The organism is Pararhizobium sp. LjRoot238, assembly GCF_964252955.1.
Classification (GTDB): domain Bacteria; phylum Pseudomonadota; class Alphaproteobacteria; order Rhizobiales; family Rhizobiaceae; genus Pararhizobium.
Window position 1 is genome coordinate 1,554,494 of the sequence record NZ_CAXUPP020000001.1, and the last position, 19,839, is coordinate 1,574,332.

Annotated in this window: 21 protein-coding genes and 1 tRNA gene; 9 read left to right on the forward strand and 13 right to left on the reverse strand. The window is 61.6% G+C overall.

The window, feature by feature from the left end; all coding sequences use genetic code 11:
• The first annotated feature begins 34 nt into the window (after nt 1-34).
• The 4 genes from ACSQ3F_RS07670 to ACSQ3F_RS07685 all read left to right on the forward strand — a co-directional run bounded on the left by ACSQ3F_RS07670 (nt 35) and on the right by ACSQ3F_RS07685 (nt 4,193).
• A complete protein-coding gene (locus ACSQ3F_RS07670) occupies nt 35-832 on the forward strand; it encodes a basic amino acid ABC transporter substrate-binding protein (RefSeq protein ID WP_436099673.1) in 798 nt (265 codons plus the stop codon).
• Nucleotides 833-842: 10 nt separating this feature from the next.
• On the forward strand, nt 843-1,658 hold the full coding sequence (locus ACSQ3F_RS07675; RefSeq protein ID WP_436099674.1) for an amino acid ABC transporter permease: 816 nt from the start codon (nt 843-845) through the stop codon (nt 1,656-1,658).
• Nucleotides 1,659-2,092: 434 nt separating this feature from the next.
• Nucleotides 2,093-3,502, forward strand: coding sequence for a 3-isopropylmalate dehydratase large subunit (gene leuC, locus ACSQ3F_RS07680; RefSeq protein ID WP_436099675.1), 1,410 nt, complete (start codon nt 2,093-2,095; stop codon nt 3,500-3,502).
• Between the two features lie 154 nt (nt 3,503-3,656).
• Complete coding sequence (locus ACSQ3F_RS07685) at nt 3,657-4,193, forward strand: SixA phosphatase family protein (protein ID WP_436099676.1); 537 nt, start codon at nt 3,657-3,659, stop codon at nt 4,191-4,193.
• Between the two features lie 33 nt (nt 4,194-4,226).
• Here the strand turns inward: ACSQ3F_RS07685 and ACSQ3F_RS07690 are convergent, their stop codons facing one another.
• Nucleotides 4,227-4,778: a L,D-transpeptidase family protein gene (locus ACSQ3F_RS07690; RefSeq protein ID WP_436099677.1), complete on the reverse strand. Its 552-nt coding sequence runs from the start codon at nt 4,776-4,778 to the stop codon at nt 4,227-4,229.
• Nucleotides 4,779-4,922: 144 nt separating this feature from the next.
• On the opposite strand from ACSQ3F_RS07690, the gene ACSQ3F_RS07695 reads away from it, so the two are divergent.
• Nucleotides 4,923-5,606 (forward strand): response regulator transcription factor, encoded by a 684-nt coding sequence (locus tag ACSQ3F_RS07695; protein ID WP_436099678.1) that lies wholly within the window; start codon nt 4,923-4,925, stop codon nt 5,604-5,606.
• 41 nt (nt 5,607-5,647) lie between these two features.
• Nucleotides 5,648-6,103, forward strand: a complete 456-nt coding sequence (locus ACSQ3F_RS07700) for a cyclic nucleotide-binding domain-containing protein (RefSeq protein WP_436099679.1) — start codon at nt 5,648-5,650, stop codon at nt 6,101-6,103.
• 13 nt (nt 6,104-6,116) lie between these two features.
• Here the strand turns inward: ACSQ3F_RS07700 and ACSQ3F_RS07705 are convergent, their stop codons facing one another.
• Entirely contained in the window at nt 6,117-6,923 is an 807-nt protein-coding gene (locus ACSQ3F_RS07705) for an exodeoxyribonuclease III (RefSeq protein WP_436099680.1), read from the reverse strand.
• A gap of 351 nt (nt 6,924-7,274) precedes the next feature.
• On the opposite strand from ACSQ3F_RS07705, the gene ACSQ3F_RS07710 reads away from it, so the two are divergent.
• Nucleotides 7,275-7,781 carry an N-acetyltransferase family protein gene (locus tag ACSQ3F_RS07710; protein WP_436099681.1) on the forward strand — a complete coding sequence of 169 codons (507 nt, stop codon included), beginning with the start codon at nt 7,275-7,277 and terminating at the stop codon, nt 7,779-7,781.
• Nucleotides 7,782-7,820: 39 nt separating this feature from the next.
• On the opposite strand, the gene ACSQ3F_RS07715 is transcribed toward ACSQ3F_RS07710, so the two are convergent.
• From ACSQ3F_RS07715 to tesB, 5 genes are all read right to left on the reverse strand, one after another.
• A complete protein-coding gene (locus ACSQ3F_RS07715) occupies nt 7,821-8,489 on the reverse strand; it encodes an outer membrane lipoprotein carrier protein LolA (RefSeq protein WP_436099682.1) in 669 nt (222 codons plus the stop codon).
• 137 nt (nt 8,490-8,626) lie between these two features.
• Complete coding sequence (locus ACSQ3F_RS07720) at nt 8,627-11,302, reverse strand: DNA translocase FtsK 4TM domain-containing protein (protein WP_436099683.1); 2,676 nt, start codon at nt 11,300-11,302, stop codon at nt 8,627-8,629.
• A gap of 245 nt (nt 11,303-11,547) precedes the next feature.
• Nucleotides 11,548-12,972: an ammonium transporter gene (locus ACSQ3F_RS07725; protein WP_436099684.1), complete on the reverse strand. Its 1,425-nt coding sequence runs from the start codon at nt 12,970-12,972 to the stop codon at nt 11,548-11,550.
• Nucleotides 12,973-13,002: 30 nt separating this feature from the next.
• Nucleotides 13,003-13,353, reverse strand: a complete 351-nt coding sequence (locus ACSQ3F_RS07730; protein ID WP_037128337.1) for a P-II family nitrogen regulator — start codon at nt 13,351-13,353, stop codon at nt 13,003-13,005.
• Nucleotides 13,354-13,576: 223 nt separating this feature from the next.
• Nucleotides 13,577-14,455 carry an acyl-CoA thioesterase II gene (gene tesB / locus ACSQ3F_RS07735; protein ID WP_436099685.1) on the reverse strand — a complete coding sequence of 293 codons (879 nt, stop codon included), beginning with the start codon at nt 14,453-14,455 and terminating at the stop codon, nt 13,577-13,579.
• A gap of 102 nt (nt 14,456-14,557) precedes the next feature.
• On the opposite strand from tesB, the gene ACSQ3F_RS07740 reads away from it, so the two are divergent.
• Nucleotides 14,558-15,772: a ubiquinone biosynthesis hydroxylase gene (locus tag ACSQ3F_RS07740; protein ID WP_436099686.1), complete on the forward strand. Its 1,215-nt coding sequence runs from the start codon at nt 14,558-14,560 to the stop codon at nt 15,770-15,772.
• Between the two features lie 39 nt (nt 15,773-15,811).
• Here the strand turns inward: ACSQ3F_RS07740 and ACSQ3F_RS07745 are convergent, their stop codons facing one another.
• The 5 genes from ACSQ3F_RS07745 to ACSQ3F_RS07765 form a co-directional block, all read right to left on the reverse strand.
• Nucleotides 15,812-16,042 carry a hypothetical protein gene (locus tag ACSQ3F_RS07745; RefSeq protein WP_436099687.1) on the reverse strand — a complete coding sequence of 77 codons (231 nt, stop codon included), beginning with the start codon at nt 16,040-16,042 and terminating at the stop codon, nt 15,812-15,814.
• A gap of 142 nt (nt 16,043-16,184) precedes the next feature.
• A complete protein-coding gene (locus tag ACSQ3F_RS07750) occupies nt 16,185-16,373 on the reverse strand; it encodes a Trm112 family protein (protein ID WP_018328586.1) in 189 nt (62 codons plus the stop codon).
• Nucleotides 16,374-16,382: 9 nt separating this feature from the next.
• Complete coding sequence (locus ACSQ3F_RS07755; protein WP_436099688.1) at nt 16,383-17,063, reverse strand: LON peptidase substrate-binding domain-containing protein; 681 nt, start codon at nt 17,061-17,063, stop codon at nt 16,383-16,385.
• A gap of 131 nt (nt 17,064-17,194) precedes the next feature.
• Nucleotides 17,195-18,178, reverse strand: a complete 984-nt coding sequence (gene trxA / locus ACSQ3F_RS07760) for a thioredoxin (RefSeq protein ID WP_436099689.1) — start codon at nt 18,176-18,178, stop codon at nt 17,195-17,197.
• A 65-nt stretch (nt 18,179-18,243) separates the two neighbouring features.
• The gene (locus ACSQ3F_RS07765; RefSeq protein ID WP_436099690.1) at nt 18,244-18,753 is read right to left on the reverse strand and encodes a prolyl-tRNA synthetase associated domain-containing protein; all 510 of its coding nucleotides are present in this window, start codon (nt 18,751-18,753) and stop codon (nt 18,244-18,246) included.
• Nucleotides 18,754-18,996: 243 nt separating this feature from the next.
• Here ACSQ3F_RS07765 and ACSQ3F_RS07770 point away from each other — a divergent pair.
• A tRNA-Gly gene (locus ACSQ3F_RS07770) sits at nt 18,997-19,071 on the forward strand.
• Nucleotides 19,072-19,265: 194 nt separating this feature from the next.
• Here the strand turns inward: ACSQ3F_RS07770 and ACSQ3F_RS07775 are convergent.
• Entirely contained in the window at nt 19,266-19,838 is a 573-nt protein-coding gene (locus tag ACSQ3F_RS07775; RefSeq protein ID WP_436099691.1) for an ImmA/IrrE family metallo-endopeptidase, read from the reverse strand.
• Nucleotide 19,839: the final 1 nt, after the last annotated feature.

A 19,839-nucleotide genomic window follows, 5' to 3' on the forward strand; every position in this document is an offset into this window, starting at 1 on the left:
CAGGTTCCACTCGCCACAATTCAGGAGCCCACGCATGTTTTCCCGCCGCACCATTCTCGCCGGCCTGACCGGCCTTGTTCTTGCACCCTTGAGCGCTTCCGCCGCCGATCTGCCCGATCTCGGCGGCCGCACCGTGGTGGTCGTCACCGAGAATGCCTATCCGCCGCTGCAGTTCGTCGATCCGAAGAGCGGCAAGGCGATCGGCTGGGAATATGACGCGATGGACGAGATCGCCAAGCGGCTGAATTTCAAGCTGGAAATCCAGAACACAAGCTGGGACGCAATGATCCAGGCGGTCTCGGACGGCCAGTACGATATCGGCATGACCGGCATCACCATCAAGGATGAGCGCAAGACGCAGGTGGATTTCTCCGATCCCTATATGCGCTCGCAGCAGTTCATGCTGGTGCGCGGCGACGAGAGCCGCTTCACCGACGCCAAGACTTTTGGCGCGTTTGCCGATGGGCTGGTCGGCGCCCAGCCGGGCACCTCGCCCTTCTACACGGCAGTCTATGAAATCCTCGACGGCAACGAGCAGAATGCACGCATCAAGCTGTTTGAGACCTTCGGCGCGACGGTGCAGGCCTTGAAGGCCGGTGATGTCGATACGGTGCTGACGGACAGCGTCGCGGCCAAGGGCTATGTCGATTCCTCGAACGGTGCCTTGGAGGTGATCGGCGGGCCGCTCGGCACGGAGGATTTCGGCTTCATCTTCAAGAAGGGCTCGGATCTCGTAGCACCCGTCAATGCCGCGATCGCCGCGCTGAAGGCCGATGGCACGTTCGACAAGCTGAACCAGAAGTGGTTCGTCGACTACAAGATGGGCGAATGATCCCCGCCCGATGACGCCTGCGCAGCCGCAACACACATCTTCGAAGGGCGACTATCCCTGGTGGCTGGTCGCCCTTGCCGTTATCGCCGCAGCACTTGCCGTGGTGATTGTTTCCAACGATATCTACGCCCAAGTCTTCACCATCGTTTCGGCCGGCATCGGCATCACCATCCTGGTGACGTTGCTCGGCTTCTTCTTCGCCACGCTGCTGGGGCTCGGCATCGCGCTGATGGCGCTGTCCGAGCGCGCAGCACTGCGCCAGATCGCCCGGTTCTATACCGAGGTCATCCGCGGCATCCCGATCCTCGTGCTTCTGTTCTACATCGCCTTCGTCGGCGCGCCGGCGCTGGTGACGATGGTCAACGCGGTTCTGAGCCCGCTGGTGGAGGCCGGCTATGCCAAGCCGCTTCTGGTGCGCGACGTCTCCTTGATGTGGCGGGCGATCATGGCGCTCACCATCGGCTACTCCGCCTTCATCGCCGAGGTCTTCCGCGCCGGCATCCAGTCGGTCGACAAGGGGCAGATCGAGGCGGCGAAGGCTCTGGGGCTGTCGCGCTATCAACGCTTCCGGCTGGTGGTCTTCCCGCAAGCGGTTCGCGTCATCCTGCCGCCGCTCGGAAACGATTTCGTGGCGATGGTGAAGGACTCATCCCTGGTCTCCGTGCTCGGCGTCGCCGACATTACCCAGATGGGCAAGATCTATGCGTCCGGCTCGTTCCGCTTCTTCGAGACCTATTCGATCGTCGCCTATATCTACCTGGTCCTGACGATCGGGCTGTCGCTGGGGTTGCGGCAGTTGGAGAAGAGGCTGCGGCGGGTGCGGTAAGCCTACCCCCCTCTGTCGGCGACGCCGACATCTCCCCCTCAAGGGGGGAGATCATCCGCGGTCTTTGTGCGTCCCTTACTTTGGCGTGAATAAGGGAAAAGAATGATCTCCCCCCTTGAGGGGGAGATGTCACGCAGTGACAGAGGGGGGGCTGGACTCTCCGGGAGCACCTGCGTCGCCGTCACTCTGCCCAATTGCCCAACCGTCAAAAAATTGATATATCCGCGCCCATGGAATCCAAATTCGGATGTTTTGCGCAGAAAATCGTCGTGCTGCAGGACCACAAGCGTCTGCCGGCACGGTTTTTTGCGTGCGTTTCGGGCGCGCTCAACAGCCGACTTCGTTGATCTTCGGGGCTTGATCCCGATTGGGCCACCGGCGCCCTTTTTGCCGGATATTTTCCAGACCTTCTTCTTCATGTTGGATGAAAAGCCATGAGCGCACCGCGTACTCTCTACGATAAAATCTGGGACGACCATCTGGTCGATCAACAGGACGACGGAACCTGTCTTCTCTACATCGACCGCCATCTCGTTCACGAAGTGACGAGCCCGCAGGCGTTCGAGGGGCTCCGCATGACGAACCGCAAGGTGCGCGCGCCGCAAAAGACGCTTGCCGTCGTCGACCACAACGTGCCGACCTCGCCGGATCGCCATCTCGGCATCAAGAACGAGGAAAGCCGCATCCAGGTCGAGGCGCTGGCTCAGAACGCCGCCGATTTCGGCGTCGAATATTATTCGGCCAGCGACAAGCGCCAGGGCATCGTCCACATCGTAGGGCCGGAACAGGGCTTCACCCTGCCGGGCATGACGATCGTCTGCGGCGACAGCCACACCTCGACGCATGGCGCTTTCGGGGCGCTGGCGCATGGCATCGGCACGTCCGAGGTCGAGCATGTGCTCGCAACCCAGACGCTGATCCAGAAGAAGGCCAGGAACATGCTGGTGCGTGTCGATGGCCAGTTGCCGGAAGGCGTCACCGCCAAGGACATCATCCTTGCCATCATCGGCGAGATCGGCACGGCCGGCGGCACCGGCCACGTCATCGAGTTCGCCGGCGAAGCGATCCGTTCGCTGTCGATGGAAGGCCGCATGACCATCTGCAACATGACGATCGAAGGCGGCGCCCGCGCCGGCCTGATCGCGCCGGACGAGAAGACCTTCGACTATATCAAGGGCAAGCCGCGTGCACCGAAGGGCGAAGAGCTGGAGCAGGCGATCGCCTACTGGAAGACGCTGCACACCGACGAAGGCGCCCATTTCGACCGGGTCGTCGTGCTCGATGCCGCAGCCCTGCCGCCGATCGTCTCCTGGGGTTCCTCGCCGGAAGACGTCATCTCCGTCCAGGGCATCGTTCCGAACCCGGACGAAATCCAGGACGAGAACAAGCGCACCTCCAAGTGGCGCGCGCTCGACTATATGGGCCTGAAGCCGGGCACGAAGATCACCGACATCACCGTCGACCGCGTCTTCATCGGCTCCTGCACCAATGGCCGCATCGAGGACCTGCGCGAAGTCGCCAAGGTCGTCGAAGGCCGCACCGTCGCTCCGACGGTGTCTGCGATGATCGTTCCGGGCTCGGGCCTCGTCAAGGAGCAGGCGGAAGCCGAAGGCCTCGACAAGATCTTCAAGGCGGCCGGCTTCGACTGGCGCGAGCCGGGCTGCTCCATGTGCCTTGCGATGAACGACGACCGCCTGAAGCCGGGCGAGCGTTGCGCCTCGACCTCCAACCGCAACTTCGAAGGCCGCCAGGGTTTCAAGGGCCGCACGCACCTCGTGTCGCCGGCAATGGCAGCGGCAGCAGCCGTCTCCGGCCACTTCGTCGATATCCGCGACTGGAGTTAAGACTTTTACCCTCCCCTTGAGGGGGAGGGTCGGACCGTAGGTCCGGGGTGGGGTGATCTGCGGGCTGTCCCGTTGGCATTGGAGTTCGCGGCTGTCACCCCCACCCGCAGCTTTGCTGCGACCTCCCCCTCGAGGGGGAGGTGGGAGGAGCCATATGAGCAAGAAATCCGCGAAGCTGAAACGCCGCCTCATTCTCCTGCGCCACGCAAAATCCGCCTGGCCGGACGGTGTTGCCGATCGTGAGCGGCCGCTGGCGGAACGCGGCCGCAAGACAGCACCCGTCATCGGCGCCTATATGGCGCGCGAAAAGCTTATCCCCGATCTCGCCCTCGTCTCGCCCGCCCGGCGAGCGCAGGAGACGTGGAAACTCGTTTGCGAGGCCCTGTCGAAAAAGGTCGCCGAGCGCGAGGCTCCGGGCGTCTACGAGGTGTCGGCCGAGCGCATCCTGGATGTGATCCGGTCAGTCGAGCCCGGCATCCGCACCTTGCTGGTCGTCGGCCACAATCCGGGCATGGAGGATGCCGCGTCGTTGCTCGTGGCGGATGGCGATGCGGATGCGATGGGCCGCATGAAGGAGAAGTTTTCGACGGCGGGGCTTGCCGTCATCGACTTCGATCTCGACGGATGGGGCGATGTTGCCAAGGGTACCGGTTATCTGGAGCGGTTCGTGACGCCGCGATCTGTGGGGTGAGGCGGCAGCGGACGCTCGTTTTCACATCGACGGCTACGGCATCACCCTCACCACAGTCCCCCGCCGCATGAACCGCAACAGCCGCTTCATCGCCGGCAGGCTGACCGCAACACATCCTTCGGTCGGCGTGTAGCCGGGCTTGGCGAGGTGGAAGAAGATGGCCGAGCCGCCATGGCGTTTGCGCGAGCGCAGGTTCCAGTCCATCACCAGGCAGATATCGTAGAGGCTGTCGGCGCGGCGCATCCTTTCGTGACTGGGCTTGAACGGCGCGATGACGGGGCGGTTGTAGTTCGCATCGCGCGGTTCGTCGCACCAGAGCAGGTTTTGCGGCGTGAAGCGGAGCGGCAGGGCCGTCGGCGGCGGGATGACGCGGTCGTGGCGGACGTGGCCGCCGACGAGGCGCATGGCCGCGATCGGGGTGGCGCCGTCGCCTTCGCGCTTGCGTGAACTGACGCCGCTGCGGCCGATCGCGGCCTCTTCGGTGCGGCCTGCGAAGGTGACGAGGGCGCGGCTTGGATTTCCCGGTTTTCTTCTGACGACGATGATGCTGGGGTGATTTGCGGCCTTGCGGGGTTTTCGTCGCATTTTACACACAGTTTTTTGCGTTGTCCGTGATCTGAAACCACACCATAGCACTACACAATATGTAACAAACGGGTGAAGCTTCCGTTGCTTGTTTATGGCGGCGATTGAGTTAGTTTCAATCCGGAAGCAAGGAGGGATCTCAGCATGTCGGCCCGCACCATTCTTCTCGTCGATGATGACAACGACCTGCGCGATACGCTGACGGAGCAGCTTGCCCTCTATGAGGAATTCACCATTCTTCAGGAGCCGACGGCGGCCAAGGGCATCCATACGGCCCGCAACCAGCAGATCGCCCTTCTGGTGATGGATGTCGGCCTGCCTGATATGGACGGGCGCGAGGCGGTGAAGCTCCTGCGCAAGGGCGGCTTCAAGGCGCCGATCATCATGCTGACCGGCCATGACACCGATTCCGATACCATTCTCGGTCTGGAAGCGGGTGCCAACGATTATGTGACCAAGCCGTTCCGGTTCGCCGTGCTGCTTGCCCGCATAAGGGCGCAGCTGCGCCAGCACGAACAGAGCGAGGACGCGACCTTCACCGTCGGCCCCTATACGTTCAAGCCGGGGCAGAAGCTGCTGACGCTGGAAAACGGCCAGAAGATCCGGCTCACGGAAAAGGAAGCGGCGATCATCCGTTATCTCTATCGTGCCGACCAGAAAGTGGTGACGCGCGACGTGCTGCTCGAAGAGGTCTGGGGGTACAATTCCGGCGTGACCACCCACACGCTCGAAACCCATGTCTATCGCCTGCGCCAGAAAATCGAACGCGACCCTTCCAATGCGGAGATTTTGGTGACAGAGAATGGCGGGTACAAGATCGTTCCCTGATATGGGGAGCGCTGGCATCACGCTGTCTCCGAGGTATTCCCGTGTCGCTGAACGACGACATCGCCCTTCTCTCCCTCGTGCCGCTGTTTGCGGATATCGATGACGACAAGCTGCGGCTGATCGCCTTCGGGGCCGAGCGCCGGCGCCTCAACAGGGGCCAGCAACTCTTTCGCGAGGGCGCACCCGCCGATTGCGCCTTTGCCATTGCCAGCGGCTCGTTCAGTCTGACCCGCAGCCAGGTCGATGGCGGCGTCGAGGTCGTCGATACGGTCGGGCGGGGAACACTTCTCTCGGAACTGGCGATGATTTCCTTCGTCGAGCGCAAGTTCACCGCGACGGCCGAGGAAGACAGCGAAGTCATCCGCATCAACCGGCCGCTGTTTCGCCGCATGCTGGAGGAATATCCGGAAGTGGCGGTCGTCGTCGAAGCGCGGATCAAGGACAATCTGCAGACGATGATCCGCAACATGCAGAAGCTGGCGCCGAAATTCGGGTGACAGGCCCGAATTCTCACAAATCGAAATGGGCAATCACCGGCACGTGGTCCGACGGGCGGTCCCAGCCGCGGGCTTCCTTCAGGATATCGAAGCGGGTGAGATGAGGGGAGAGATCGGCGGAGGACCAGACGTGGTCGAGGCGGCGGCCCTTGTCGGCGGCTTCCCAATCCTTGGCGCGGTAGCTCCACCAGGTATAGAGCTTTTCCGGCGACGGCGTGTGCTGGCGCATCAGATCGACCCAGGCGCCGCCGGTGAGGACGGCGGTCAGCCCCTCCGTCTCGATCGGCGTGTGGCTGACGATCTTCAAAAGCTGCTTGTGCGACCAGACGTCGTGCTCGAGCGGTGCAATATTGAGGTCGCCGACGAGGATCGACGAGATACCGGCTTCGCTTTCGGCATGCAGCAGCTTCATCTCGTCGATGAAATCGAGCTTGTGGCCGAATTTCTGGTTGATCGTGCGGTCCGGTTCGTCGCCGCCGGCCGGCACATAGAAATTGTGCAGCCGGATCTTCTTGGCTGATTTTTCAAACACCACGGAAAGATGGCGGGCATCGCCGACGCCGCAATAATCGCGCCGGTCTGCCAGTTCATGCAGCGGCAGACGGGAAATGGTGGCGACGCCGTGGTAACCCTTCTGGCCGTGTATGGCGATGTGCTCGTAGCCGAGCGCCTTCAGTGGCGAAAAGGGGAACAGATCGTTCGGGCACTTGGTTTCCTGCAGGCAGAGAATATCCGGCGACCAGGTCTTCAGGAGATGCTCGACCAGCGGCATGCGCAGGCGCACCGAGTTGATGTTCCAGGTCGCGATCGACAATGCCATGCGGGAGGTCTTTCCTTGGATGTGCTTTCGTTGAAGCGGACGTCATATTTCACAATACGCGACAGTGGCCGTCTCACCCCCCTCTGCCCTGCCGGGCATCTCCCCCTCAAGGGGGGAGATTGGCTTGGGGCTGGCCTCTTGCTCCTAATCTCCCCCCTTGAGGGGGAGATGTCACGAAGTGACAGAGGGGGTATTTCCGATGCTGTCGTGTACTGCGGTCATAAGGGCTTTTTTCGTGCTTGGCCAATGGATTTGCAGCCGATATTGACAGTTGCGTCTGGTGATATCTATTGCCGTCCAGGTTTCATTTGCCGCGATGATGCGGCCCTGCTTCTCGCGGAAAGGTCCTGCATGATCCGGCATCTCAGCCCCGAGGATTTCGAAATCTTTCGCCGCATCCGGCTCGAAGCGCTGCGTGCCGAGCCTGCCGTCTTTGCCAGCAGTGCCGCGGATTGGGAAAAGCTGCCGGATGACGAGTGGCGCCGCCGCTTGACCGCCGCTGCCGTCTTTGTCGATTTTCACGAGGAAGAGCCGGTTGCCATCATGGGGCTCATTCGGCAGGGCGCCAGCAAGATGGCGCACCGCGCAACCGTTGTCATGGTCTATGTGCGTCGCGACCGGCGCGGCGGCGGTCATGCGAAAGCGCTTCTCGAAGCGATCGTTCGCCACGCTCGCGAAGCCGGTATCCGCCAGCTGGAGCTTGCCGTCAGTGGCGAAAACCCGGCTGCGATCCGGTTTTACCGGCGCGAGGGTTTTGTCGAGGCCGGCCGCATCGCCGGCGGCACGATCCACGAGGGACGGGAGATCGACGAGATCCTGATGACGCGGCGCATCGACGGCGAGGCGTCATCGGCCTGACGTTACGGTCACGGCGGCTATGGGCCAATCAGGTTTGGATCACTTCGACTTGTTGCGCACGTCGTTATAGGGGATCTGGAAGACCTTGTCGTCCATCGGCACGCCGTTTTTGACGTTGAAGATCATCACGGACGTGTCCTTCTTCTGCGCGTCGGTGATCGTCCATTGGCGCAGATCATAGGTCTTCGGGTCGAACATCAGGGTGATCGTCGCATCGCCGAAGACGCTTCTGTCGCCCAGCACGATGGTGATCAGATCGGCCTCTTCCTTGACGTCGCGCACCATCTTGCCGGTCAGGTCGATATTGTCGGAGAGAAGCAGCTTCAGCGGCGTCTTCGACAAGGGATAGATATCCCAGGTCTTCATTTTCTGATTGCCGATGACAACAGACTTGCCGTCGGCGATCACGCGCATCGGCGAGGGGGCTTCGTAGTTGAAGCGGATCTTGCCGGGGCGGCTGATATAGAACTTGCCGCCCGTCTGCTCGCCACGCGGGCCGAACTGCACGAACTCGCCGCTCATCGTCTTCACGGAGGCGAAATGATCGGCGATTTTCTGAGCGACGGCCGCCTGTGCCCGGGCGGGTTCGATCGGCAGGCCGATGAAGGCGAGGGCAGCGACAATGGCAAGACCACCGGCGAAGGATCGGCGGGACAGGGGCGAAAACGTGCTTTCCTGTTCGCTGCGGCCGGTTTCGGTGTCTGTCATGGCAATCTCCTTCAATTCCAGTCTCATGTGGAGCGCAAGTGCGGCGCCTTCAAGGCGTTGCCTGCGCCCGTCTTCAATTCCCCGTGAGGTCGCGCAGGCCTTCCGTCCGGCAGGCTCGACAAGGGGCACACACGGTTTTACCGGCCGGTGATTTCGCTTTCGGTGGGCACCAGAATCTCGCGCTTGCCGGCGTGGTTGGCCGCGCCGATGATGCCTTCCTGTTCCATCCGCTCGATTAGCGAGGCGGCGCGGTTGTAGCCGATGCCGAGGCGGCGCTGGACGTAAGATGTCGAGGCCTTGCCGTCGCGCAGCACGATGGCGACCGCCTGGTCGTAAGGGTCGTCGGATTCGGCGAGATTGGAGGTGCCGGCCGGGCCGCCGCCTTCGCCGTCCTCGTCGTCATCCTCGGTGATGGCGTCGAGATATTGCGGCGCCCCTTGCGTCTTGAGGTAAGCGACCACGTCCTCGACCTCGGTGTCCGAGACGAAGGGACCGTGGACGCGCTGGATGCGGCCGCCGCCGGCCATGTAGAGCATGTCGCCCATGCCGAGCAGCTGTTCGGCGCCCTGTTCACCAAGGATGGTGCGGCTGTCGATCTTCGAGGTTACCTGGAAGGAGATGCGGGTCGGGAAGTTTGCCTTGATCGTGCCGGTGATGACGTCGACGGAGGGGCGCTGCGTTGCCATGATGACGTGGATGCCGGCGGCACGCGCCATCTGGGCCAGACGCTGGACGGCGCCCTCGATGTCCTTGCCGGCGACCATCATCAGGTCGGCCATCTCGTCGATGATGACGACGATGTATGGGATCGGGGCCAGGTCGAATTCTTCCGTCTCGTAGACGGCCTCGCCGGTCTGGCGGTCGAAGCCGGTCTGGACAGTGCGGCTGATCTGCTCGCCCTTGGCCAGCGCCTGCTCGACGCGGCTGTTGAAGCCGTCGATGTTGCGCACGCCGATCTTCGACATCTTCTTGTAGCGCTCTTCCATCTCCCGCACGGTCCATTTCAGCGCGACGACGGCCTTCTTCGGATCGGTGACAACGGGCGAGAGCAGATGCGGAATACCGTCATAGACGGAGAGTTCGAGCATCTTCGGGTCGATCATGATCAGGCGGCACTGTTCCGGTTTCAGGCGGTAGAGGATCGACAGGATCATGGTGTTGATGGCGACCGACTTGCCCGAGCCGGTGGTGCCGGCGACGAGCAGATGCGGCATCTTGGCAATGTCGACGATCACGGGCTCGCCACCGATCGTCTTGCCGAGTGCCATGGCAAGCTTGGTCTTGCTGGTCTCGAAATCACGGGAACCGATCAATTCGCGCAGGTAGACGGTCTCGCGGCGCTGGTTCGGCAGTTCGATGCCGATGGCGTTGCGGCCGGGCACGACGGCGACGCGGGCGGCGATTGCCGACATCGAGCGGGCGATATCGTCGGCCAGGCCGATGACGCGCGACGACTTGATGCCGGGGGCTGGCTCCAGCTCGTAGAGCGTGACGACGGGGCCGGGGCGGACATGGATGATCTCGCCCTTGACGCCGAAATCTTCCAGCACGCCTTCCAGCATGCGGGCATTCTGTTCCAGCGCATCGGCCGACAGGGTTGCGTCACGCGCGACATTTTTCGGTTCGGCGAGGAAATGCAGCGGCGGCAGGATGAAATCGTCGTCGTCCGAAACGAAGGAGCTTTGCGCCTCGCGCTCGACGCGCTGACCGGTCTTCGGGCGCGGGGCGGCGGGAACGACGCGTGCGTTGAGCTGAGCCGGCGGCTGCCTGCGTGGTGCGGGCACCGGCGCCCAATCGGCGGCGGCATCGATGTCGCCGTCCTCATCGTCTTCCGGCATGATGCCGGCCGGCCGGTAGCCGGCGTCGAGGAAATCATCGTCATCATCATCGTCGATCGACATGGGCGGTGCTGCGACGACGCGGCGCTCGCTGCGGTCGAGCGACGGTTCGACCCGCTCCGAGCGGGCAACGGCCTTCGGCCGCACCGGTTCGTTCAGCGTGCCGAATTCGTCGGTGTTGAAGTCATAGGGCTCGTCATAGTGGCGCGTGGCCGGCTTGCGGCGGCCGCTGAGGCCGAACAGGCGGCGGAAACGCGCCTGGGCGGTGAAGCGCATATGGGTGAGCGCTCCGGCAATGACCATGACGATGCCTTCGGAATCGTCGTCCTCCATCTCGTCGCTGACGGTGCGCGCCTTGCTTGGCGCCTGCGCAGGCACCGGCATATCGTCTTCCGGATCGGTAACCCCGATCAGGCCGGCGCTGTAGACCAGGAAATAGGTGGCCGGCAGGGCAAGCAGGACACCAAGCACCAGGCCGAACGTGCCGGACGGAAAGGCGCCGGTAAAGAGCGCCGGGAACCTCAGGATCATGTCACCGAAAACACCGCCGAGGCCGCTCGGCAGCGGCCAGGTGACGGGCGCTGGAATGCAGCCGAGAGCGGCGGAGGCGAGTACCGATCCGCCGAACCAGGAGGCGGCGCGCTTGAGGATGTGGTCGAAGGGTTTGCTGGAGATCAGCACCAGCGCCCAGGCAACGACGGGAAGCAGCGCCACGACGCTGGCAATACCGAAGAACTGCATGAAGATATCGGCGAAGGCCGCACCCGTGTAACCGAGAATGTTGGTCGGGGCGTCCGCGGTCGCATAGGAGAAGCTCGGATCGGAGACGTTCCAGGTCGATAGTGCAGCGACGGCGAAGCCGAGCGCAACGAACAGCGAAAAGCCCGCCAGCGCGGCCACCTGCCGCCAGACAAATGTGGAAAGCACAAACCGGTTGGAACGGTTGTCGAATACCGCCTGATTGCTTCTGCTCATGGTGACCTGCTGCCCGTTCGTCTGCAAAGCGCAATGCGCACATGCTTCCACCGTAAGCAGAGGAGGGTTAAAGCCCTATTAACCTTGATGCTTCGTTTACGGGAAACGCTGCAGCCGCACTGGTTTTCCACGGCCGGGGCATCACAAAAAAAGCCCGGATACGAGATCCGGGCCAAGGGCGGCTTCGCGCAAGGCGAAACCGCGACGGGACTGTTAGGGAGCCGTTTTCCCGGCTCCGCAATTTCTTAGTAGTGGTAGGCAGCTTCGCCGTGGGACGAGAGGTCGAGACCTTCGCGTTCGGCTTCGACCGGGACACGCAGGCCGATGATCACATCGACGATCTTGTAGAGGATCGCCGAGCCGATGCCCGACCACAGGAGCGTGACGATGACACCCTTGAACTGCGACCAGACCTGCGCCGCCGTTCCGGCATAACCGGCCGCGAAATCGGCGGTCGAGTAATCGACGATGCCTGCGCCGCCGAGGGCCGGGTTGACGAAGACGCCGGTCAGCAGTGCGCCGAGGATACCGCCGATGCAGTGAACGCCGAAGACGTCAGCCGTATCGTCGTAACCGAACTTGTTCTTCACGGCGGAAACGAAGAAGTAGCAGATCGGCGAAACGACGAGACCCATGATGATGGCACCCATCGGGCCGACGAAGCCGGCAGCGGGGGTGATGACGACGAGGCCGGCGACAGCACCCGATACCGCACCGAGGATCGACGCCTTACCGCGGGTGAAGGTTTCGACGACCGACCACGAGACGACGGCGGCAGCCGCGGCAACGAAGGTGTTGATCATTGCGAGCGCGGCATAGCCATTGGCTTCAAGGTTGGAGCCGGCGTTGAAGCCGAACCAGCCGACCCACAGAAGAGAGGCGCCGACCATGGTGAGCGTCATGGAGTGCGGAGCCATCATGTCCTTGCCGAAGCCGGTGCGCTTGCCGATCATGATGCAGCCGACGAGGCCTGCGATACCGGCATTGATGTGAACGACGGTGCCGCCTGCGAAGTCGATCGCGCCGAAGCCGAAGATCAGGCCGGACGGATCGGCATAGAGGCTCGGGCCGCCCCAGAACCAGACCATGTGAGCGATCGGGAAGTAGATGAAGGTCAGCCACAGGATCATGAACAGGATCACGGCGGAGAACTTCGCGCGTTCGGCGAAGGCGCCGACGATGAGGCCGGGGGTGATCGCGGCAAAGGTCATCTGGAAGATGACAAATGCCAGTTCCGGAATGACGACGCCCTTCGAGAAGGTTTCAACGACGGTTGTCGTGTCGACACCGGCAAGGAACAGCTTGGAGAAGCCACCGACGAAGGAATTCAGGCTGCCGCCGGCTGTGAAGGCCATGGAATAACCATAAGTCACCCAAACGACCATCGCGACCGAGGCGATCATGAGAACCTGCATCATAACGGACAGCATGTTCTTGGAGCGTACGAGGCCGCCGTAGAAGAGGGCAAGGCCAGGAACAGTCATCAGGAGCACGAGCGCCGAGGACACGAGCATCCAGGTGGTGTCGCCCTTGTCCGGAACCGGCGCTGCGGCCACGACTTCAGCGGCGGCGGGCGCCGTTTCCTGCGCAAAGGCAATGGCCGGGGCGAGGAAGGCTGCGGCGGCAGCGCTCACGCGTCCGAGAGAGGTGGAAAGTTTGAATGAGGACATTTGCAATATAGCTCCCTGAACGGCCGTGACTTACAGCGCTTCTGAATCGGTTTCGCCGGTACGAATGCGCACCGCATGGTCAATCGAATAGACGAAGATCTTGCCATCGCCGATCTGACCGGTCTTGGCCGCGGATGCGATCGCCTCGACGGCCTTGTCGACGATCTCGGAGGCGACGGCGATTTCGATTTTCAGCTTCGGCAGGAAGCTGACGGCATATTCGGTGCCGCGATAGATTTCCGTGTGTCCCTTCTGGCGCCCGTAACCCTTCACTTCAGTCACGGTCAGGCCTTGGATGCCAACAGCGGTGAGGGCTTCGCGAACCTCATCGAGCTTGAACGGCTTGATAATGGCCATCACAATTTTCATCTGGTTTCCCATCCTTGTTCATGTTCGGCTCGGGGCCGTCTCTCCTTGCCGCCGAGCACAAAATCCCAACGACCGCGCAATACTATTCAAGGCGCGTGCCAGTTTCTAGCGGGGCTGTTAACCCCATGAAAAGACATGGAAATGCCACATTTTTCCGGATGCGGTCGGCGAAATGTTAAAAAATCGCCAGTTTAAACGATGAAAAAATAGGCAAAAATTAAAAAATGACGCTTTTTTATTCAAATGCCTTTTTCCGGATCAAGCCTTCCTGGGCAACAGAGGCAATCAGCACGCCGGAGCGATCAAAGAGGCTGCCGCGGGTCATGCCGCGTGCACCAAACGCGCTCGGGCTATCCTGGGTATAGAGCAGCCAGTCATCCATGCGGCACGGCCGGTGGAACCACATGGCGTGATCGAGGCTCGCCACCTGAAGGTCGCGGTCGAAGACCGAGGTGCCATGTGCGTAGAGCGCCGTGTCGAGCAGGGTCATGTCGGAGATATAGGCAAGCACGGCCGCCTGGATATGGCGCTCGTTCGGGACTGCGCCGACCGCCTTCACCCAGACGTCCTGTACGGGCTCGAGTTTGTCGCGCGAGAAATAATGCTTGAGCGAGACGGGGCGGATCTCGATCGGCCGCGGGCGCTCCCAATAGCGGCGGATTGCCTCGGGCGCATTGACCAGGAATTTCTCCTTGATGTCCTGCTCGCCCATCAGGTTTTCCGGCGGCGCCACGTCCGGCATGACGATCTGGTGGTCGAAACCGTCCTCATCGAACTGGAAGGACGCCGACAGGGCAAAGATCGCCTTGCCGTGCTGGATGGCGACGACGCGGCGGGTGGCGAAGCTCGATCCGTCACGGATACGGTCGACATCATAGATGATCGGCACTGCCGGATCGCCGGGCCGCATGAAATAGGCGTGCAGCGAATGTACATAACGGCCTTCGCTGACGGTGCGCTGTGCCGCCACCAGCGCCTGGCCGATGACCTGTCCGCCGAAGACGCGCTGCCAGCCGACCTGCGGCGAGCGGCCGCGAAACAGGTTCTCCTCGAGCTTCTCCAGGTCCAGCGTCTGCAGGAGGACATCCATCGGGGCGGGGGTGGGGCGCGACATTTCGGCAATCTCCAGCGGTAGAATGGCGCCGGTGGTAGGAAGGGGCGCAGCAATGATCTATATAGGCAGCAAGCAATGCTCAAGAGCGACGGGAGATGAGAGATGATCGATGTGCTGATTGCGGGCGGCGGTTACGTCGGCCTGTCGCTGGCCGTGTCCATCAAAAAGGCAGCACCCCATCTTGCCGTGACCGTGATCGACGGCGCGCCCGAGGACGCCTGGAAGAAGGACGAGCGCGCCTCGGCGATCATCGCCGCCGCCTCGCAGATGCTCGACGTGCTCGGCATCTGGAGCGAAATCGAGCCGGAAGCAGAGCCGATCAAGCGCATGGTGATCACCGATTCGAAGACCGCCGATCCGGTCCGGCCGGTGTTTCTGACGTTTGAAGAGGGCGGTGTCGATGGGCGGCCCTTTGCCCATATGGTGCCGAACCTGGCGCTGGTCGGCGCCTTGCGCAAGGCAGCCGGCGCCCTTGGCGTCGATATCCGCCAGTCGACGACAGCAGATGATTTCAAGAGCGGCGATCATGCGGTCTCCGTCACGCTTTCGAGCGGCGACGTGCTCGATGCGCGGCTGCTCATCGCCTGCGACGGCGTGCGCTCGAAGCTGCGCGATGCCGCCGGTATCAAGACCGTCGATTTCGACTACGGCCAGTCGGGCATCGTGGCCACCGTCGAGCACGAGCGCCCGCATGACGGCACGGCCGAGGAGCATTTCCTGCCGGCCGGTCCCTTTGCGACGCTGCCCTTGAAGAACAACCGTTCCTCGCTGGTCTGGACGGAGTGGTCACACGACGCGGAACGCCTGATCGCCAGCGACGACCTCGTCTTCGAGGAAGAGCTGGAACGGCGCTTCGGCCACAAGCTCGGCACGCTGAAGGTTGTCGGCGGACGGCAGGCCTTCCCGCTCGGCCTGACGCTGGCGCGGGATTTCATCGCTCCGCGCTTCGCACTCGCGGGCGATGCCGCACACGGCATCCATCCGATTTCCGGCCAGGGTCTCAATCTCGGCTTCAAGGATGTGGCCGCGCTGGCCGAGACCATCGTCGATGCCGATCGCCTCGGTCTCGATATCGGCTCGCTCGCGGTGCTCGAACGCTACCAGAGCTGGCGGCGCTTCGACACGTTCCGCATGGGTGTGACGACGGACGTACTGAACCGGCTGTTTTCCAACGACATCACGCCGGTCAGGGCGCTGCGCGATTTCGGATTGGGGATCGTCGATCGCATGCCGTCGCTGAAGTCGTTCTTCATCCGGCAGGCATCGGGGCTTGGCGGCGAAGCCAATCCGAAGTTGCTGGGCGGGCAGCCGATCTGAACCATGGCTCTGGAAATGACCGAGCCACATGACGCAACCTCATCGACCGGCCTTGAAGTTCTTCAACCGGCGTTTCGGGTTGACGATTAGCACGACCATCGTAGCCGCCATTGCGGTGTATAAAGGGTGCAATCCGAAAGCGGCACTTATAAACGCGGAAAGCAACATCGCTGCGGAAACATAAAGGCCTGTGGCGAAGGGGCCAATCAAAAAGCTCCAAAAGAAATCGTGGAAATGCTTCTTCCAGCGGATACGTTCAAAAGTGCTCATGTCAGGCCTTCAGGCTGTGCCGACCTCCGATCGGCGGGGTACCCGAGGTTTATCGATGAAACCGCCTAAATTTACGTGAATGGGCTCTGTAAGCGGAGGGGATAAAAGGTGTCAGCGCAAACAGACTGCGCAGTTGACGCAACTAGTCCTCGATCTTGCGCGCCTCGGAAATCAGCATGATCGGAATGCCGTCGCGGATCGGGTAGGCGAGCTTTGCCTTTTCCGAGATCAGTTCATTGTCGGCGGCGTTGTAGCTGAGGCGACCCTTGGTCAGCGGGCAGACGAGAAGTTCGAGCAGTTTCGGGTCCACGCGGCTGGTCCTGTCTTCCATGGCGCTAGCCTACTGCAGAATGTTTTCGATATCGCCGAAACTGCGGGCAAGCACGATTTCGGTGATGGCGATCAACGTTTCGGCGCGGGTCTTGAGGTCCGGGGCTTCCAGAAGTGCCTGCTTCTCGGCCGGGCCATAGGGCGACATCATCGCCATGGAATTGACCAGCGTGGCATTGCTTGCCCGCTCGACGCTTTCCCAGTCCGCCTCCAGTTTGTTGGCGTCGAGATAGGCCTTGAAGGCGGCAAGCAAGGCGTTCCGGTCGACCTGGGCCTCGTCGTCCGGGCCGTTGAGATCGGTCGCGAAGGGCGCGATGCGGAAATTGCGATAGCCCTTCGTCGGATGCTGTTCGTCGAACAGGCGGAAGCGGCAGATGCCGGTGAGAGACGTCAAATAGCGGCCGTCCTCCATCTCCGCGAAGGAGGTGATTCGGCCGATACAGCCGACCTGGCAGAGTGCCTGCATATGCGCCTGCCCCGCTTCCTCGCGCGATTCACCGAAGAAGGGCTGGATCATGCCGATCAGGCGGTTTCCCGCCAGCGCATCGTCGAACATGGCAAGGTAGCGCGGCTCGAAAATGTTCAGCGGCAATTGCGAGCCGGGAAGCAGGAGCACGCCCGTCAGCGGAAATACCGGAAGCATATCCGGCAGGTCCTGTGGCCTCAGATAACGTGCATTTCCGACTTGCATTTCTGACCATACCCCGTCGCTGTCAGGCGCTTTCCTGGTAATTGCGGCGCCGCCGCCGCTTATGGGCCGCCGCTTATGGACAAGAAATGGTGCGCCAACCTGGAATCTCAAGAGTGAGCGTCACAAAGGCGTCACGAGAACAGGATCGACGACAGTTTGCGCCGCGCAGAGAGCGTCGCCGGGTCCATCGGACCCCAGACGTCGAAGAACTGCAGCAGTTCGCGCCGGGCGCCGTCGTCCTCAAAGGCCCGGTCGCGCTTCATCACCTTCAGGAGGTGATCGGCCGCCGCCTCGCGGTCGCCCTCGACATTGCGGATCTTGGCAAGCTTGATGCGCGCGGCGTGATCGTCGGGATCGGCGGCGAGCAGTTGCTCCAGCTCGTTGGGGTCACCGAGCTTGCGGGCTTCCTCGATCTGGTCGAGCTTTTTCAGCACGGCAATGATGGCGGCATCCTTGGCCAGCGCCTCTGAGAGATTGGACAGCACGTCGCGCGCCTGCTGCGGATCGCCGGCGGCGATCATGCAATTGGCAAGACCGGCGAGTGCCGCGGCATTTTCCGCATCCGCCTGCAGCACCGCGCCGAAAAGGCCGGCGGCGTTCTCAAGGTCGCCCTGGTCGAGCAGCGTCTTTGCCTCGGTGAGCGCCGCCTCGATCTCGGCCGCCTGGTCATCGACCAGCGGACCGGCGATCTTGTCGATGAACTGGCGGATCTGGCTTTCAGGCACCGCACCCATGAAGCCATCGACCGGACGGCCGGCCGAAAAGGCGATGACGGCGGGGATCGACTGGATGCCGAGCTGGCCGGCGATCGACGGATGATCGTCGATGTTCATCTTGACGAGCTTGACGCGGCCCTTTTCCTCGGTGACGACCTTCTCGATCACCGGCGTCAGCTGCTTGCAGGGACCGCACCAGGGCGCCCAGAAATCGACGAGCACAGGCTGGTGGCGCGATGCTTCCAGCACGTCGCGGGCAAAGTTGGCGGTCGTCGTCTCCTTGATCAGGTCGGCGCCAGGCGCTGCCGCGGTGACTTGAGCCGGTGCGCCGCCATAGCTCGCCGTCGCCGTCATTTGGCTGCCGTAGGAACCTGCATAGGGATTGTCGCTGCCGCTCATCGTGTCTCCTCGCGGACATCCTCGTGCCCGTCATACTGCTTCGCTTTCCCGTCAAAGATCGTATGTCAGGCCGTCACTTTCAAGACAAGCGGTTCGTGTCCTGTCGCTTCGATAAAGCGCAAGAGATCCTTGGAGGCGATCGAGGTCGTCGCGTCATTGGCGAGCGGATGGCAGTTGACGATCTCGTCCTTCATCAGGTTCTCATCGACAACGATCTTCACTTGTTTGTCCGTGTCGTTGATCACGCCGAAGGCGGTGACCGCGCCGGGAATCACGCCCAGATATTCCATCAGCTTTTCCGGCCTGCCGAAGGAGACCTTGCTGGCACCGCCGATGATCGTGTGCACGGTCTTCAGGTCGACGGTCGCGTTCTCCTCGACAGTGAGCAGGAAATAATTGTCCTTCTTGTCCTTCACGAACAGGTTTTTTGTATGTCCGCCGGGAATCTCGTCGCGCAGCGCCACCGATTCGGCGACGGTAAAGACAGGCTCGTGCCGCTTGGTCGTGTGCTCGATGCCGAGGTTGTCAAGAAACTCGAACAATTCATCCTGCGTCTTCGGCTGCACTTCACTCATGGCGCGTTCCTTCGGCTTGAAAATGGAGGTCCTCATTTACGGCGAAGGGCAGACAAGCGCAATGATTCTCCTTTTGCAGGCTGCAAAACGCCTTGTTTTCAGGGGCTTGCGACATGTGCGCAAAAATTTCTTGGTTTCTTCGTCATTTCCCTGTTGCATTTGGAAAACGGCTGGGCCATATAGCGCCCGTCGCCGCAACACAGCGACCTTCGGCCACCGACTACCCCAGGCCGTCGACGATGAGCGGGTGTAGCTCAGGGGTAGAGCACAACCTTGCCAAGGTTGGGGTCGGGCGTTCGAATCGCCTCACCCGCTCCATTTTTCCGAAGAAAATCAGCATATTGTAAGCGGTTGCCATAAGGTGACTTTGCTGTTTGAAATCTGTGTCGCACGGATGGAAATAGGCAGTGAGGGTAGTTGGCTTTCCACGGGCCGCTCTCGCGCCCTCATACGGGGTAGTGAGTGGGCAGCGGGAAGGGAATGGCTACATGGCGGACGGTGCGAAATAGAAGTTACTTATAATATTGCCCTCTTGCTTGCATCTGCCTCTCTACGCCAGTCATGCGTAGACGCCATGTTGCAAGCTCCAGACTGACGCCATATTGTCCCGCGATGTCGTCGTTACTCATACCGCGCCCCCTAAAATGCACTAGACCGTCGCGAGGCATAAGGACAGCGCCAGCAAGCCAATCTGCCTCCTCCTCAAAATCAGGCGGATAGTCGCTAAGAAGAAGCAATCCAGCTTCGGACCTATCGACCCTATTGGGCTTGTGTCGTAACTCGATGTGCGCCCACTCGTGCATTAACGTGTTGGCTTGTCGTGTTGGCGGATGCGTAGAATTTATAATAATCGCGGTGGCACCTTCCTCTCGAATGGTAACGCCGGACCAACTATCACGATCATGAATTGTCAACTGTGCCAAATGATCTGGGCCAATGCCGGGAACTTCAGCGGGTGTCCATACGAAAAAACCAAGAGATTCTAGAAAGCTCTTTGGATCGATCTTGTCACGTACGGATAGATTTAATTTTTCTCTAAGAGATTGCGAAATTTTCTCTGCCTGTGTTTTAAAACCGCGCCGCATC